The following is a 16,693-nucleotide window of genomic DNA, read 5'->3' on the forward strand; positions in this document are numbered from 1 at the left end:
TAGGCATAAACGTATCAAACCAAGTGGTTAACCTTTGATCGTCCCATCGCTCTGTATTTAAACTTCCATCTTCAAGATATAAGTTAGTCGCCCATTCTGGATGATTTTTATAAACGGGATGCTCTTCATGAACATGATTTGCCACATAATCAAGAATCACATTCATGTCTCTTTTATGTGCTTCTTCAATGATCTCTTTCATGACTTTTTCATCACCAAAACGGTAGTCAACCTTTGTATTAGAAATAGGCCAGTAACCGTGGTAACCGCTAAATTTTGTGCGCGGCTCTGGCCACAAGCCATATGCACCTTCTGGATTTTGAGTAATAGGTGATAACCATATGGTGTTGATTCCCATTTCTTCAAAGTAGCCATCGTTAATTTTCTCCAACACACCAGCCAGATCACCACCCATGTAATTGGCTGCGGGCAAAATCTCTGGATCTGGAACTGGTTTAGTATTGGATGTGTCTCCATCTAGAAAACGGTCTACCATCATAAAGTACAATACTTGAGTATGGAAATCGCTTCTAGCTAGTTTTGTTGGGTCTTTTACAACTTGGCTGTCTTGTACAGGAATCAAAAGGTCGTTTGTGCGGCCATTTTCATCGCTGGCATAAACACGTACGAGTTGCGTTTTAGAAATACGGTTAGAGAAATCTACTTTGGGTAGTTGCACTGTGTATGTATTTCCTTCTTTTTGAGCTTCTATTTTTTGATTTTCATAAAGAATCACGACGTTATCTAATTCTCCAGTAGACTGAAAAGTAAATCCTTGATCTAGAATTTCTCCGTAAGATAATTGTGCTGGATTTGCTTTACGGCTGTTATCAATAACGCGATTAAAACTGCCCATTCCATTACTAACAACGTTAGGCTCATTTCCTGTTAGTTTTTCTTCTTTTCCACCTTCCAGAAATAGATATTGAAATTTGCCTTGTGGAACTGTTGCTCGATATATGATTTTACCATCAACCACTTCTGTATCTTGTGGTGCCCAATTAGTAAACTCGCCTTTGATTTGGACGTTTTTAAAATTCCCAGAATATGGAATTTCTATTGTTTTACTTGTGCTTTTAAAAACAGGAATATCGTTTCTTATTCCTTTAGTCCATAGTGTTATGTGAGAAACTGCCGTCGCATTTTCTTTAACTCTGAATGATTGAATGTTTTCATCAAGAGCTTTAGATTTTGCAAAACCTATTCCTTCCGAAAAAGTAATACTATCCACTTTATTTTCATCTGATAAATAATCAGAAACTAAAAATTCTGAATTGTTATGACCAGAACTGGCATAAATAGGTGTAGTCATCACCTGGATAACACTGGCTTTTGCCAACTCCTCTTCTTTTTTAGTATCGCAGCTTATCATTAAAATGATGATAAGTAGGCTTAGTTGTTTTTTCATTTACATGTTATTTCTTAAGTCGTTATCAAACTCATAAGACATCTTAAGTCTTTTGAGGTCTGATGGTCACTGTTTTTTTAAAAACTATATTCAATCACCATACTCGTTTTCCCATCCACCTTTAACTTTCCTCTTAAACTTAGTTTTTTATCAGTTAAGATATCTGTTCCTTCTTTTGCGGTGTAAATACCTTCTTTAAAACGATTCAAATCTAAAGTCACTGACTCTGGATTGTTATTAATTACCACCATAACACTATCTACTCCATTTTCTCTAAAATACACATAACAATTGTTCTCAGGAACGTATTGAAGTAATTTGCCGCTATGGATCACTTCTTTATTCTTGCGATAATTCAACAATTTTTTAGTGAAATCTTGATAGGCTTTTTGGCTTTTAGTTGGTTGATCAAATGCGTTTACAACATCGCCTTTCCAGCCTCCAGGGAAATCTCTACGTATATCGCCATCACCATCAGTATCGCGATTTCCTGCCATTCCTATCTCATCACCATAATAGAGTTGAGGAATACCTCTAGTGGTCAAAACTAAAGTCATGGCAAGTTTGTATTTGGCAAGGTCACCGTCATACAATCCGTTACCGTTGATGCGATTAGTATCGTGATTTCCTGCAAAAACTAAGATATTATCAATATCAGGGTACAAGAAGTCGTTGACAAAATTCTCATACACCTTTGACATTCCTTTGTCCCAGCCTTGTTCATTTTCATTAAAAGCAACCATAATAGCATCGTGTAGCGTAAAATCCATCACACTAGGTAAATGAGTATTATAATCTTGAATAGCCGCAATTTTTGAATCTTGTTGCCAGTAAGCAATTTGAGCCTGATCGTGTAACCAGGTTTCTCCTACGATATTAAAATTAGGATATTCGTCCATAATGGCTTTGGTCCATTTTGCTATTCCTTCTTTCTCATTATAAGAATAAGTATCTACTCGCAAACCGTCTAAACCAGCATATTCAATCCACCATATGGTATTCTGAATCAAATAATTTAAAGCAAGCGGTTCACTTTGATTAATATCTGGCATGGTGCTTACAAACCAGCCTTTCTCAGCATAAATTGCATCTCGTTTGCTCACATTAGGATCCATTTGTGTGGTCTGGCGGTAAGAAGAATTTGCATATCCAGCAACTGGGAAGTCTTTGCCTTCATTATCATCAAATTGATGGATCCAAGTTTTCGTAGGCAAATCCTGCATCATCCAGTGCGTCGCGCCCCAATGGTTAGTAACATAATCCATAATTAGTTTCATATCACGTTTATGTAGCTCATCACCTAGTCGTTTATAATCTTCATTAGTTCCATAACGTGGATCAATCCTATACAAATCGCTTTGTGCATAGGTATGATAAGAATAACGCGCATCATTATCTTCTAATAACGGCGTACTCCAGATAGCAGTTGCTCCTAACTCATCGATATAATCTAGATGATCGATAATACCTTGAATATCGCCACCATGACGACCGCCTTTGAAGTCGCGGTTTGCTTTTTCAGCAAGTCCTTCTACCGAATCGTTTGATGGATCTCCATTTGAAAAACGGTCTGGCATGATTAAGTAAATGGCATCGCTGGAATCAAAGCCTTTTCTCTCCTTACTATTTTTCTGTCTCTCTAATAAGTCGTAGACTACAGGTATGGTGTCGCCTTTATCACAACCTTCTTTGCATAGATTGATTTTGTAGCGATTAGGTTCAATACTCATGTCAAAGGTTACAAACAGATAATTAGGATTATCAGTCTTACGTACATTTAAAATGGTAAAATCACTGTTCACCTCGTCGTAATGAGCAATATTTGCTCCATGAAACATGACTTCCACCTCATCGTGCTCCATCTCAGACCACCAGAATCTAGGTTCTATGTGTTCTAAAGGCTGTTCTACCTGAGTGTATTGTGCCGTTACCGCTTTCGCGAAAGCGAGAACAAAAACGACACTTAAAAAGTGAGCTTTATGTTTCATAGTCTAAGCATTAACAAGTTGTGGTTCTAAGGTAATTGTCTTACCGTTAATAACTACATCTTGAGGTGTTTTACCTTCTAATGTTATGGTCGTACCAGTTTTTGCTACTTGAACGTTTAAAATTTGATTTCTAAAATTGATCTTGAAGCTAAAGCTGTCCCATTCTTGTGGTAATCTAGTCGTAAAGCTAGGTTTATCGTCTATAATTTGTAGCCCACCAAAACCTTCTACAATACTCATCCAGGTTCCTGCCATACTAGTTATGTGACAACCTTCTTCTACCTCTTTGTTATAATCGTCTAAATCAAGTCTAGAAGTTCTAAGATAGAATTTATAAGCTTGATCCATACGGTCTAGCTTTGCTGCTTGAATGCTGTGAACGCATGGAGATAGTGAACTTTCATGAACGGTAAGTGGCTCATAAAAGTCAAAGTTTTTACGTAGCTCTTCCTTACTAAAGTGATCTTCAAAAAAGTAAAAACATTGAAGAACATCAGCTTGTTTAATATAGCAACTTCTCAAAATACGATCCCAAGACCATTTTTGATTAATAGGTCGCTGTTCTTTAGGCAATTCAGAAACTGGAATAATCTCTTTATCTAAAAAGCCATCTTGTTGAAGGTACACGCCTAGTTCTGTATCAAATGGTTCGTGCATATTATCTGCCACTTCTTTCCACGCTCCTATCTCTTGATCTGTGAGCTCAGTTTTAGCAATAATTCTGTCGTAATCTGCTTTATGATCTGCTTTTACTTTGTTGATGTTTTCTACAGCATAGTTGATACACCATTTTGCTAAATAATTAGTATACCAATTATTATTTACATTGTTCTCATACTCGTTAGGACCGGTCACACCTAGTATCATATATTTCTTAGCACGTTGTGAGTAGGTCGCACGTTGATGCCAGAATTTTGCAATAGCAATCATTACTTCAAGTCCCATTTCTGGAATGTAACTGTAGTCTCCGGTATATCTCACATAGTTGTAAATGGCAAAAACCATAGCACCATTACGGTGAATTTCTTCAAATGTGATTTCCCACTCGTTGTGAGATTCTTCTCCATTCATGGTAACCATAGGATATAGAGCAGCTCCAGAAGAAAATCCTAGTTTCCCAGCATTTTCAACGGCCTTGTCTAGCTGCTCATATCTATATTTTAATAAATTACGTGCTACTTGTTGATCTTTAGTAGCCATGTAGAATGGGATGCAATATGCTTCTGTATCCCAGTAGGTAGAACCTCCATATTTCTCACCTGTAAATCCTTTAGGACCTATATTTAATCGAGAATCCTTACCTAAGTAAGTTTGATTCAACTGGAAGATATTAAAACGGATTCCTTGTTGTGCTTTAAGGTCACCTTCAATCGTGATATCTGCCATGGCCCAAATTTGAGCCCATGAATCTGCTTGCAAGTTAAGTAATTTTTCATAACCTACTTCAGTCGCTTTTTGTAGAACAGATTTGGCAGCTGTTTGAAGTGATAGATGGTCATGATTTAAGCTAGAAACGTAGCCGGCGTACTTTCTAAGAGTTACGCTTTCGCCTTGAGCGATATCACACGCGGCTTTATGTCTAACTACTGTATCGTTTTGATCAAAATGATCTGCATATTGAACGTGCTCATTATTTTTGAGAAGCTCAGACTGCATGAATGTGGTTACATAAAAATTAGTCTTATTAGTACGGCTACGCACCATACCTTGATGCCCGTCAGAAATGACGTCTTCAATTTCCCAAAAGGCATCATCCCAATTTGAATCTTCATTTGTGATACCACCATCTACATAAGGTTGAAAAGATATTCTCATATCTCCTTTCACGGCAGTAACCTTATAATTTATTACGGCTAGCTCATCGAAATCTAAACTCATAAATCTACGAGCAACTACCTTAATGGACTTATCGTCTGAAAGATTTGCGGTAAAAGTACGCTCTAACCAACCTTCTTTCATATTTAATTCTAGGCGATAGTCTGTCACCTCTTGAACTGTTGCTAGGTCGAGCTCTTCACCGTCAATAAATACATCTATCCCTATAAAATTGGGCGCATTAAGAACTTTTGCAAAATATTCTGGATAACCGTTTTTCCACCATCCTACTCGAGTTTTGTCTGGGTAGTAGACTCCAGCTACATAACTTCCTTGAAATGTTTCTCCTGTATATTTTTCTTCAAAATTAGCGCGCTGCCCCATAGCTCCATTACCTATAGAAAAAAGGCTCTCACTAGATTTTACTTGAGATGGCTTCCATCCTTCTTCAATGATAGACCACGCATTTGGTATGATATATTCTTGATTCATTATTTATTCTTACTTAATAGTGTATTGATATAATCTTGAGGCATGTCAGTGAAGTGTGCAAAGACCTCGTCTGCCTCATTTAAAATAGATGGATCTCCTAGACCTATGGAAATCATTCCTGCTGTATTTGCTGCTTGTACTCCTGCAACACTGTCTTCAAAAACAACGCTTTCTTGCGGATCATAACCTAACTGCTCGCAGGCATTTAAGAACACCTCAGGATCTGGTTTTGCTTTAGTAACATTTGTACCGTCCACGATAACATCAAAGAGATCTTTAATACCTAATTTTTCTAAAATAGGTCGAGCATTTTTACTGGCACTTCCTAAAGCTATAGGTTGTTCTTTGGCTTTAAGTTCTAATAGAAAATCATGAACTCCCGGAAGAATATCTTTCACATCAAGAGTTTTGATTAACTCGAGATATTCTTCATTTTTCTGATCCATTTTGGATTGAAAGACCTCTGGAGAAATTTCTTTTTTCCCCCATTGAAGTATTTTCTTCAAAGAGTTAACACGAGAGACTCCTTTAAGCTGTTCGTTTTCTTCTTCTGTAAAATTGATATCGAGAGAAGCTGCGAGACGCTGCCAAGCTATAAAATGAAACTTTGCTGTATCTACGATAACTCCATCAAGGTCAAATATGAAGGCTTTTTTATTCATTCTCTAGTAATGGCTGATACGTGATCGCCTTTTTATTAGTTATTAATAAATTTGAAAGTGCTGCGATTGCCAGAAATATTCCTGCAATAGTCATAGCGTGAATAGATTCTTCACCTATTAAATTGTGTAATAGGACAACTCCACCTACCGCTGCAATTATTTGTGGTATAACAATGAACATGTTGAAAACACCCATCATCAATCCCATTTTTGAAGACTCTACAGAACTAGACAGCATAGCGTACGGCATAGAAAGTATACTACCCCATGCAATCCCTATTAATGAAAAGGATGTGTATAAATTATCTGGTTCTCCTGGACTGTAATACATATATAAAAATCCTACAGCGCCTAAAAGCAGGCTGGCCATGTGGATGTACTTTCTATTTATAGCGCGATACGAAGTGTAAAACGTAAGTAGTAATGCAAATAGCATTGAGGTTAATCCATAAATACCCATTTTAGAACCTACATCATCACTAGCTTCATTATAGGCTTTATCTGCAGTTTTATAATCTGCAGCAGATTGATCGTTCAGAAATAAAGTAACACTATCTGCATCAAGAATAGGATCACCAGATTCATCTAATTGTGCATATTCCTTAATATCTGGTTTAGGCGCGTTGTAAATGTGAGTGGTAAGTGCTGGATTTGCAAGCGTCCACATAGCAAAAAAAGCAAACCATGAAAAGAATTGTACGATTCCTAGCTTTTTCATGATCCTAGGCATTAAAGCATAAGTTCCCATGATAGTTTCCAGCATCCCTTTCTTTTCTTCAGGCTCACCAGCGTCGTCAAAAGCTGCCATTTCTTCTGGCGTATATTCTTTAGTTGTAAAAATGGTAACTAAAATAGAAGTGATAAAAACAAATGCTCCTACTCCAAAGGCAACCTTTACTGAATCTGGAACAACGCCTGGAGCAGCTTCATTAGATATCTCTAAGGTATTATTCACCCATTTAGGCAAGTTGCTCGCTACCCATGTTCCTACTCCTATTATTAAAGTTTGAACGACAAATCCGTAACTACGTTGCGATTCTGGAAGCTTGTCTGCCACTAGAGCTCTAAAAGGCTCCATAGATATATTTATAGAAGCATCAAGTACAAGTAGTAAACCTGCTGCCATCCATACCTCTGAAGAGTACGGCATAAATAACAGAGCGATGGAACTAAGTATTGCTCCTATTAAAAAGAATGGACGACGTCTACCTAAAGATTTATGCCAGGTATTATCACTTAAATAACCTATAATAGGCTGTACTATTAAACCGGCAAGTGGTGCGGCGATCCATAATAATGGAATATCGTCCTTTGCGGCTCCTAATGTCTCAAAAATACGAGACATGGTTGAGCCCTGTAAGGCAAAACCGAACTGAATACCCAGAAATCCGAAACTCATGTTCCAAATATTCCAGAAACCTAATTTAGGCTTTTGCATATCGTTATTTTTTTAATGACGATAAGCCTTATGACTTATCAAAACTTATTGTGTGTGAAGAAGATAAGTTTTGAAAACGGTATAAAGATATAACTTTAAACAGAACTGTAAAATTATAATTTATGGTGTAGATTCTCTTTCTACAAGAGATGTTTTTACGATAACGGTTTCGTAGCTTTCTGTATCATGATCACTTGATTCAAGTTTCTCGATAAGTTTTGCGGCGGCAATTCCGCCCATTTCTTCTCCCTTTTGCCCTATAGTTGTTAAAGTAGGACTTGCATATTTTGAAAGAATACCATCTGTAAAAGCAACGATAGCAACATCTTCTGGTATTTTTTTTCCAGATTTTTGGATCGCCTTACTAGCAGTAACTGCAAATAATTCATTTACAGCAACTAGCGCATCAAAATCATTGCTAGCTATAAATTGTTCTATTTTTTGCTCGCAATTATCAATATCTTCAATTTTTAAAAATTGGTGCTCCTCCACGGCAAAACCACGTTGCTGCAGTGCCTGGCTAAAACCTTGAGATCGTAATCTTCCTACATTAACATAATCTACGGTACTGATAATCCCCAATTTATTCTTCCCTTTCCGCAGTAAAAATTCTGTCGCTTCATGGCTAGCAGCAACATCGTCAATAATAATTTTATCGCAAGGAATATCGTTTGAGACGCGATCAAACATAACTATAGGCATACCTTGATTAGTAACCTCTCTAAGGTGGTGAAAATCTTGTTTTTCCATAGTCTCCTTAGATAAACTCATAATAAAGCCATCTATACTACCGTTTGCAAGCATTTCCATGTTAACTACCTCTTTATCAAAACTTTCTCCAGACAAAGTAATAATAACCTGATAACCCTTTTGATTTGCCACTCGTTCTACACCAGATATTACAGTAGCAAAAAAGTGATGGACTATCTCAGGAATAATAATTCCTATCTTTTTAGTCTTTTGATTTTTAAGACTTAACGCAATACTATTAGGCTTGTAGTTAAATTCCTTTGCATATTGTTTAATTTTTTCACGTCGTTCTTCACTTATTTCATGAGAGTCTCTAAGAGCCTTTGAAACAGTTGATATAGAAACATTTAAGTCTTGAGCTATCTTTTTTAATGTAATCTTTTGGGCCATTAAATCTAGATTAATTAGATGAATGTTTATCTCGCTTTCGCGAAAGTGAAGATACTACAATTTTAAACTACGAAATGCCGAAAACGTTTTCGTAGAATATCATTGAGAAAATCTTTTCTTAACATTTAGTTTACATAATTTTACGGCGTGTGAGAAGAAGACAACACTAACAATTAATTAAATCAAAGAAATGAATCAAAAATTCAAAGCAGTTATACTGTTATTTTTATTACCCTTTTTCGCATTTGCGCAGAGTGTAATTACTGGTACAGTCTTAGAATCCAATGGCCTTCCTGCATTAGGTGCAACTGTAGCAGTTAAAGGAACCTCAAATGGTACTTCCACAGATTTTGATGGTAAATACACATTAAACAATGTGCCAAGCGATGCCGTTATTGTGTTTTCTTTTGTAGGATATATAACACAGGAAATCCCTTATACTGGTCAGTCTACTATTAATATAACGTTAGAGGAAGATGCTTCAGAACTTGACACTATTGTACTAATAGGTTATGGTAGTACAACAAAGCAAAATGTGACAGCTGCTCAAACAACTGTTTCTGATGAAGAGTTTAATAAAGGAGCCATAGTATCTCCAGGACAGCTACTAGCCGGTAAAGCAGCAGGTGTTCAAGTTACTGCAGCAACAGGTCGCCCTGGTGATGGCCCTAGAATTAGAGTTAGAGCTGGATCTACTTTAAGTGCAAATGCAGATCCACTATATGTTGTTGATGGAATTCCTCTTGATGCAACAAATGCAAATCTTAATACTATTAACCCTGCAGAAATAGAAAGCTTTACCATTCTAAAGGATGCAAGTGCAACAGCTATCTATGGTAACAGAGCTTCTAACGGTGTTATCCTTATTACTACTAAAAAGGGGAAATTGAGTAGTGACCTTAAAATAGGGTACAATGTTCAATTTGCAATTGATAATAATACAGACCGTCTGGATGTGTTAACTGGTGATGAGTTTAGAGCACTGATTAACGACATAGGTTCTCCAGAAGATATTGCCTTATTAGGTACAGCAAATACAGACTGGCAAGAAGAGATTTACCAAACAGCTACTAGAGCAATTCACAATATTACATTGCAAAAAGGTTTTGAAAATACTGCAATTAGAGCAAACATAGGCTATACTAATCAAAATGGTACTCTTAAAACTTCTGGATACGAAAGAACCAGTTTAAATGCAAGTGTTATTCAAAAGTTATTAAATAACGACCTAAAACTTACGTTAAGTGTCCAAGGAGCTCTTGAAGAGGTGCGCAGCGCAGATGAAGGAGCGATAGGTAGTGCTATAGATTTTGATCCAACTCAACCAGCCTTTGATCCTAACGGACCTAATGGTTTCTTTGAGTACTTTCAAAGTAATGGAACTATTAGCAACCTAGCACCGCGTAATCCATTAGGGCTTTTAGAAAGCTTAGATGCTGAAACTGCAAATAACCAGATACGTACTACGCTGCAGGCTGACTATAAAATCCCTGGCGTAGAAGGTCTTAAGTTTAATGGTACAGTAGGTGTAGATTATAATGAATTTGATTCATTTTCAAATCGATTACCTAACTCTGGAGTCGGTTTAACAACAGGAGCTATAAAATCTAGCTCTAATGGTTTAAGAATTAACCAATTGATAAACGGTCGTTTAGATTACAAAAAAGAACTTACAAGTATAGAGTCTACTATAGATTTAACTGTAGGAAGTAGTCTTCAGGCTTTTAGAAGAGAAAGCACTAGTTTTAGTCTAGACAACACAGGTGTAGCTATTGATCCATTCATAGCTTTTAATGAAAACAGACTAGTATCCTTTTTTGGTAGAGCCTCTATAGACATTAAAGACCTACTAGTACTTTCAGCAAGTGTGTCTAGAGATGGAACCTCTAGATTCTCTCCAGATAATAGATGGGGAACCTTTGGAGGAGCTAGCGCAGCATTAAAATTAACAAATACAGATTTTATTCAAAATAGTGGTTTTGTTTCTCAATTGAAACTACGAGGAGGCTTTGGTGTAACTGGACAGCAAGAAATAGGACAAGACTTTCTATTTATTCCACGCTCTACACCGAGTAATGCCCAAGCTCAAGTACAGATTGGTAATCAATTTTTTACTACTCTCAGACCAGAACTTACAACAGATTTAAAATGGGAAGAAACTACTCAATACAATGTTGGATTAGATTATGGATTCTTTGATGATGTTCTAACAGGTTCTATTGATGTTTACACTAGAGATACTGAAGATCTTCTTCAATTCGGACCATTAGCAGCCGGTTCTCTTGGAAATTTTGCTCTACAAAATGTGGGTGCTACTAGAAGTAGAGGTATTGAGCTAGCGGCAAATGTAAAATTGTTACAAACAGAAAATTTCAATTGGGATATTGGTGGTAATTTAACTTTCAATGAAATTGAAATCACAGACCTATCATTAGGTTCAAATGATGCACCTGTACCACAAACTCCTGTAGGAGGTGCAGGATTCAATAATTTTATTCAAGAATGGGCTGTTGGAGCAGATCCTACTTCATTTTTAGTTTATCGTCAAGTTTATGATGCTGAAGGAAATCCACTAGACGGTGTTTTTGCAGATAGAAACGGTGACAATGTAATTAACAGTGATGACCGAGTAAGATATAAAAAAGGTAACCCAGATGCATTTTTTGGTTTCACATCTAATTTTAATTACAAAAGATTTGATATGAGCTTTACTTTAAGAGGTGCCGTAGGAGGTTACAATTATAATAATGTACGAGCAGCAAGAGAAAATGCTGATGCTGTAACTGAGAATGCAGGTGATTGGTTAAATAACTCAACTGCGGGAATTCTAGATAATTCTTTCCAAAGCGCTCCACTTAACTTATTGTTTTCTAGTGAGTATATTGAAAAATCGGACTTTGTTAGGCTAGATAATTTATCGTTAGGATATACCTTTAACACCGACAAAGTAGGAATAAGAGCTTCAGTAACAGGTACAAACCTTTTTGTAATAACTGATTATAGTGGTCTTGATCCAGAAATCGGAAATGGAGTTGATGGGGCTATTTTCCCAAGAAGCAGAGGCGTTATTTTTGGTCTAAACTTTGAATTTTAAAAATTAAGCAAATGAAAATATACAAATCAATAATAGTATTATTCTTAGCAGCTACCGTTTTTGTAGGTTGTGAAGATGTCCTTGAGTTAGAACCAGAAGGAAATACTTCTAGTGAATCTCTTAATAGTCTTGAAGCGTTTCAAGGTAGATGGGCAAAACTTTATGCTGGACTGATCATCGGTGGTCAACAAGGTGGCGACGGTGGAGCTGATATACAAGGAATAGATGGTGGTTTCTCTAATTATGGTCGACTATATTGGAAATTACAAGAGTTATCTACAGACGAAGCAATTATTGCCTGGAATGATGGTACCATCAAGGATCTTCACTGGCAAAATTGGACTCCTGATAATGAATTTATAGCAGCTATGTTTGCACGTTTAAGTTATCAAGTTACACTCAATAATGCATTTTTAAGAGAAACAACAGATGGCGCCTTATCTAATGCTGGCTTGTCTAATGAAGATGCAGCTATAGTGCGCAGCTACAGAAGTGATGCACGCTTTCTAAGAGCTTATTCTTACTACCATGGTATGGATCTTTATGGAACAATGCCTTTTACAACGGAAAATACCGCTGCAGATGGGTCGGAGCTACCAGCTTATATATCAAGATCGGACCTGTTTAACTACATTGAATCAGAACTTTTAGCAATTTTACCTGAACTTCCGGCAGGAAGAGGAACCGAGTATGGTAGAGTTAGTGAGGCAGCTGCACAAATGCTTCTTGCAAAATTATACTTAAATGCTGAAGTTTATACGGGAACTCCTCGTTATGCAGATGCTTTAACCTATGTAAATTTAGTTATAGGCCAAGGTTATCAAATAGACACTAATTTAGGTTATGAAGCTTTGTTTTTAGCAGATAATGATTCTAATGGAGCTCAAAATGAGTTTATCTGGACAGTAAATTATGATGGTGATAACACTCAAACATTTGGAGGTACGACATTTTTATCTCACGCTCCTGTAGGTGGTAGTATGAATCCTGCAGAATATGGTCTCGATGCAGGTTGGGGTGGAATACGCACTACTCCAGAGTTTGTGGAGTTGTTTCCTAATGAAGAAAATTCTGCAGATCGTAGAGAAAACTTCTATGTAGATGGACAAAATAAAAGTATTGCTGATGTAGGCAGTTTTACAGATGGATTTGCAATTGTAAAATTTCAAAATGTTAACTTAGATGGTAGTCCAGCTGTAAATCCTACTTTCGTGAGTACAGATATGCCAGTATTTAGATTAGCAGATGCTTATCTTATGTATGCTGAAATAGTTGCAAGAGGTGCTGGTGGTGATTTAAACACCGCAGCAAATTATATCAATATATTGAGAGAGAGAGCTTATGGAGATAATTCTGGTAATATAACAGGATCAGATATTAATCTAGATTTTATTTTAGAAGAAAGAGCTAGAGAACTTCATTGGGAAGGCCACAGAAGACAAGATCTTATACGTTTTAATCAATTCTCCTCAAACGGAATTTGGGAATGGAAAGGAAACGTACAAAGTGGTACAACAACTCCTGCTTTTAGGGATTTATATCCTATACCTACCACAGAACTTAATTTAAATTCAAACCTAGTCCAAAACCCTGGATACTAATAAATAAATTTTTACAAAATGAAAAAGTTTTCAATTTTAATGTTGTCTTTTCTAGCGATTGCGGCAACTATTTCTTGTAGTGAAGATGATGAAGAATTGTTTATCGATCAACCTACTACTCAATTGTCTTTTAAATCAACTCCAGCGACTTCATACATTTTAACTTTTGAGACTAAAGATAACCTTGCTGAACGTCTTGTATGGACTACCGTAGACTTCTCTACTCCTATTTCTGTGTCTTATGAAGTTCAAGCTTCTAATGATGCAACAAATTTTGATAACGCTATTACAGTAACCACGACAAATGAGGATAACGTAAGTCTAAGCGTAGAAAGGTTAAATGAAGTTGCAGCTGAAGTAGGATTAACACCATTTACTGAAGGTGTGGTTGCTATGAGAGTTGTGGCCACAACGGCAGACGCATCAATGGATCCTATGATCTCTGATGTTTTAGCCCTTGCTGTAACGTCTTACACCACTGAAAGCCCTAGATTATGGGTTCCTGGTAACTATGCTGCTGCAAGCGGTTACGGTGCAGACTGGGCTCCTGGAGATGCTGCAACTCCTTATTTAGAAGCAGTTGAATTTGGAAGCACAGAGTATGAAGGATTTATTAATATGGATGTTGCTACTCCTAATTTCAAGTTCACTTTAGAACAAGACTGGGATGAAGCATTTGGAGACTCTGGAACACCAGGCGAGTTAAGTTTATCAGGTGGAGACCTTTCTGTTCCTGGAGCTGGTTTCTATTACATTACTGTAAACACAGATCCAGATGGAAACGGAGATTTTAGCGATGCAACCTGGACAGCTACACCTACTAGCTGGGCTATGATAGGTACTGCGACACCTAACGACTGGAATGATCCTGACACTGATATGAGCTATAATGCTACTACTCAAAAATGGGAAGTTACTGTAACGTTATCTCAAGACCAATTCAAATTTAGAGCAAATGATGATTGGGGATCACCTACTAACAATTTTGGACAGAGTTCAGATAATCCAGATTTATTAGGATTTAATGGAAGCGACCTTACCTTTGATCAAGCACCAGGAATGTACAAAGTAGAACTAGATCTTAGTACTCCGAGAGCTTACTCTTATACGGCTACATCGATTTAAAAAAATAATTCAATTCAAAGAAAAGGCTGGCAACGGCCTTTTTTTTGCTTAAAACTGAAAATATGAGAAAGATTACTCTATGTTTTGTAGCTTTATTATGTTTCGCTTTCGCGAAAGCGCAGGTAACATTACAGCCCTCTACAGCTACACAAACAGATCAAGTTACCATCTTATTTGATGCTACTGGAACCGCACTGGAAAACGAACCTGGAACATTTTATGCCTATACTGGTGTAACGATAAATGGACAGAGATGGCAAAATATTATTGTACCTACATTTAATGACAACAATGGGGCTCCTCAATTTGTAAATGCTGGTGGAAATAATTACCAACTTACATTACCTTCCTCTATTGAACAATTTTATAACGTAGCGCCTGGCGATGTCGTTTCAGAAATATGTTTAGTAATTAGGAACTCTAGTGCTACAGTTCAAACAAATCCTGATATTTTCTTAGATGTTTTTCCTCCTGGATTAAATACAGCTATTACATCTCCACAAAATGGCGCTATTTTTAACTTAAATCAATCTATTACTGTATCTGGTGAATCATCACAAAATACTGCGCTAGAACTTAGTGCAAATGGAACTAGTATTGCTACGGCAAATGCAATGAATATAAGTACTAACTATACATTTACAAATACTGGTGCTTTTACTTTTTCCATTTTTGCAGACAATGGTACTAACACTTCTTCAAATTCTGTAAACGTATTTGTTCCCACAGCGACACAAAACTTACCTCGCCCAGCAGGTTTAAAAAATGGTGTGAATGAAAACGCAGATGGTAGCGTTACTTTTCTCTTAGCAGCACCTTTAAAGAGCGATGTCATGCTCATAGGTGACTTTTCAAACTGGAACTTAGACCCTAATTATCAAATGAATAAAGACGGTGATTATTTTTGGGTAACTGTTCCCGCTTCTGAATTTACTGCAAATCAAGTGTTTCAATACCAGTACTTAGTAGATTATGATATTAAAATTGCAGACCCTTTTTCAGAATTAATTCTGGACCCTGGTAGCGATCAATTCATTAAACCAGGTAATTTCCCTAATTTACCTGCTTATCCTGATGGACAGACTACTGGCGATGTTTCATTACATACATATCAAGCGACTCCATACAACTGGACTACAAACAATTTTCAAAAACCAGATCAAGAGAACCTAGTTATATATGAGATTTTAGCTCGCGACTTTTCTGAAGAGGATAGCTTCCAGCAAATTATTGATCGCATAGATTACTTAGAAACACTAGGTATAAATGCCTTACAATTTATGCCTGTAAACGAATTTGAAGGTACTGACAGTTGGGGTTATAATCCTAAATTTCATGGTGCTTTAGACAAAGCCTATGGTACACCAGAGAAATTTAAAGAGCTTATAGACTTATGTCATTCTAAAGGTATTGCAGTTATTATAGATGTAGTTTATAATCACGCTTTCAGTCAGAGTCCTTTATGTCAAATGTGGTGGGATCAAGCAAACTTTAGACCTGCATCAAATAATCCTTATTTAAATCCTACTCCTACGCATGATTTTAATGTAGGTTACGATTTCAATCATGAAAGTCAGTGGACAAAAGAGTATGTAAAACAGACCTTAGAATATTGGGTTGATGAATATCGTATAGATGGCTTTAGATTTGATTTATCTAAAGGTTTTACGCAAAATGTTACTATAGGAAATATAGGAGCGTGGAACGCCTACGATCAATCTCGAGTAAACATTCTTAACGATTATAAAAACACTCTGTGGAATGCCACAAGTAATGATGTTTATATGATTCTTGAGCATTTAGGAGATCAGCCAGAAGAAGCTGCTCTTGCAAATAGTGGTTTTATGTTATGGGGAAAGATGACAGATCAATTTAATGAAAACTCTATGGGCTTCTCTGGAAATACAAACCTTTTTAGATCATACTTTAC

Annotated in this window: 10 protein-coding genes; 4 read left to right on the top strand and 6 right to left on the bottom strand. The window is 36.7% G+C overall.

Going from position 1 to position 16,693, the window contains the following annotated elements; translation table 11 throughout:
* The 6 genes from A9Q93_RS05985 to A9Q93_RS06010 form a co-directional block, all read right to left on the bottom strand.
* The coding region (locus tag A9Q93_RS05985; protein ID WP_303686474.1) for an alpha-amylase family glycosyl hydrolase at positions 1–1,408 on the bottom strand (1,408 nt) is incomplete at its 3' end.
* Between the two features lie 77 nt (positions 1,409–1,485).
* Positions 1,486–3,396, bottom strand: coding sequence for an alpha-amylase family glycosyl hydrolase (locus A9Q93_RS05990; RefSeq protein WP_303686475.1), 1,911 nt, complete (start codon positions 3,394–3,396; stop codon positions 1,486–1,488).
* Between the two features lie 3 nt (positions 3,397–3,399).
* Entirely contained in the window at positions 3,400–5,703 is a 2,304-nt protein-coding gene (locus tag A9Q93_RS05995) for a glycoside hydrolase family 65 protein (protein ID WP_303686476.1), read from the bottom strand.
* Entirely contained in the window at positions 5,703–6,365 is a 663-nt protein-coding gene (gene pgmB, locus A9Q93_RS06000; RefSeq protein ID WP_303686477.1) for a beta-phosphoglucomutase, read from the bottom strand. The genes A9Q93_RS05995 and pgmB overlap by 1 nt, the downstream gene beginning before the upstream one ends.
* The gene (locus tag A9Q93_RS06005; RefSeq protein WP_303686478.1) at positions 6,358–7,803 is read right to left on the bottom strand and encodes an MFS transporter; all 1,446 of its coding nucleotides are present in this window, start codon (positions 7,801–7,803) and stop codon (positions 6,358–6,360) included. Before A9Q93_RS06005 ends, pgmB begins: the two co-directional genes overlap by 8 nt.
* Positions 7,804–7,923: 120 nt before the next feature.
* Entirely contained in the window at positions 7,924–8,943 is a 1,020-nt protein-coding gene (locus A9Q93_RS06010) for a LacI family DNA-binding transcriptional regulator (protein WP_303686479.1), read from the bottom strand.
* A gap of 190 nt (positions 8,944–9,133) precedes the next feature.
* On the opposite strand from A9Q93_RS06010, the gene A9Q93_RS06015 reads away from it, so the two are divergent.
* From A9Q93_RS06015 to A9Q93_RS06030, 4 genes are all read left to right on the top strand, one after another.
* On the top strand, positions 9,134–12,037 hold the full coding sequence (locus A9Q93_RS06015) for a SusC/RagA family TonB-linked outer membrane protein (RefSeq protein WP_303686480.1): 2,904 nt from the start codon (positions 9,134–9,136) through the stop codon (positions 12,035–12,037).
* An 11-nt stretch (positions 12,038–12,048) separates the two neighbouring features.
* Positions 12,049–13,638: a RagB/SusD family nutrient uptake outer membrane protein gene (locus A9Q93_RS06020; RefSeq protein ID WP_303686481.1), complete on the top strand. Its 1,590-nt coding sequence runs from the start codon at positions 12,049–12,051 to the stop codon at positions 13,636–13,638.
* Positions 13,639–13,656: 18 nt separating this feature from the next.
* A complete protein-coding gene (locus tag A9Q93_RS06025; RefSeq protein ID WP_303686482.1) occupies positions 13,657–14,763 on the top strand; it encodes a SusE domain-containing protein in 1,107 nt (368 codons plus the stop codon).
* 62 nt (positions 14,764–14,825) lie between these two features.
* On the top strand, positions 14,826–16,693 hold a 1,868-nt coding region (locus tag A9Q93_RS06030), incomplete at its 3' end, for an alpha-amylase family glycosyl hydrolase (RefSeq protein WP_303686483.1).

Source organism: Nonlabens dokdonensis (genome assembly GCF_002162835.1).
Classification (GTDB): domain Bacteria; phylum Bacteroidota; class Bacteroidia; order Flavobacteriales; family Flavobacteriaceae; genus Nonlabens; species Nonlabens dokdonensis_B.

Excerpts from the sequence above, each read along its gene's own strand:
- A9Q93_RS05990 (WP_303686475.1), bottom strand. The coding sequence starts at position 3,396 with ATGAAACATAAAGCTCACTTTTTAAGTGTCGTTTTTGTTCTCGCTTTC.
- A9Q93_RS05995 (WP_303686476.1), bottom strand. The coding sequence starts at position 5,703 with ATGAATCAAGAATATATCATACCAAATGCGTGGTCTATCATTGAAGAA.
- pgmB (WP_303686477.1), bottom strand. The coding sequence starts at position 6,365 with ATGAATAAAAAAGCCTTCATATTTGACCTTGATGGAGTTATCGTAGAT.
- A9Q93_RS06005 (WP_303686478.1), bottom strand. The coding sequence starts at position 7,803 with ATGCAAAAGCCTAAATTAGGTTTCTGGAATATTTGGAACATGAGTTTC.
- A9Q93_RS06010 (WP_303686479.1), bottom strand. The coding sequence starts at position 8,943 with ATGGCCCAAAAGATTACATTAAAAAAGATAGCTCAAGACTTAAATGTT.
- A9Q93_RS06015 (WP_303686480.1), top strand. The coding sequence starts at position 9,134 with ATGAATCAAAAATTCAAAGCAGTTATACTGTTATTTTTATTACCCTTT.
- A9Q93_RS06020 (WP_303686481.1), top strand. The coding sequence starts at position 12,049 with ATGAAAATATACAAATCAATAATAGTATTATTCTTAGCAGCTACCGTT.
- A9Q93_RS06025 (WP_303686482.1), top strand. The coding sequence starts at position 13,657 with ATGAAAAAGTTTTCAATTTTAATGTTGTCTTTTCTAGCGATTGCGGCA.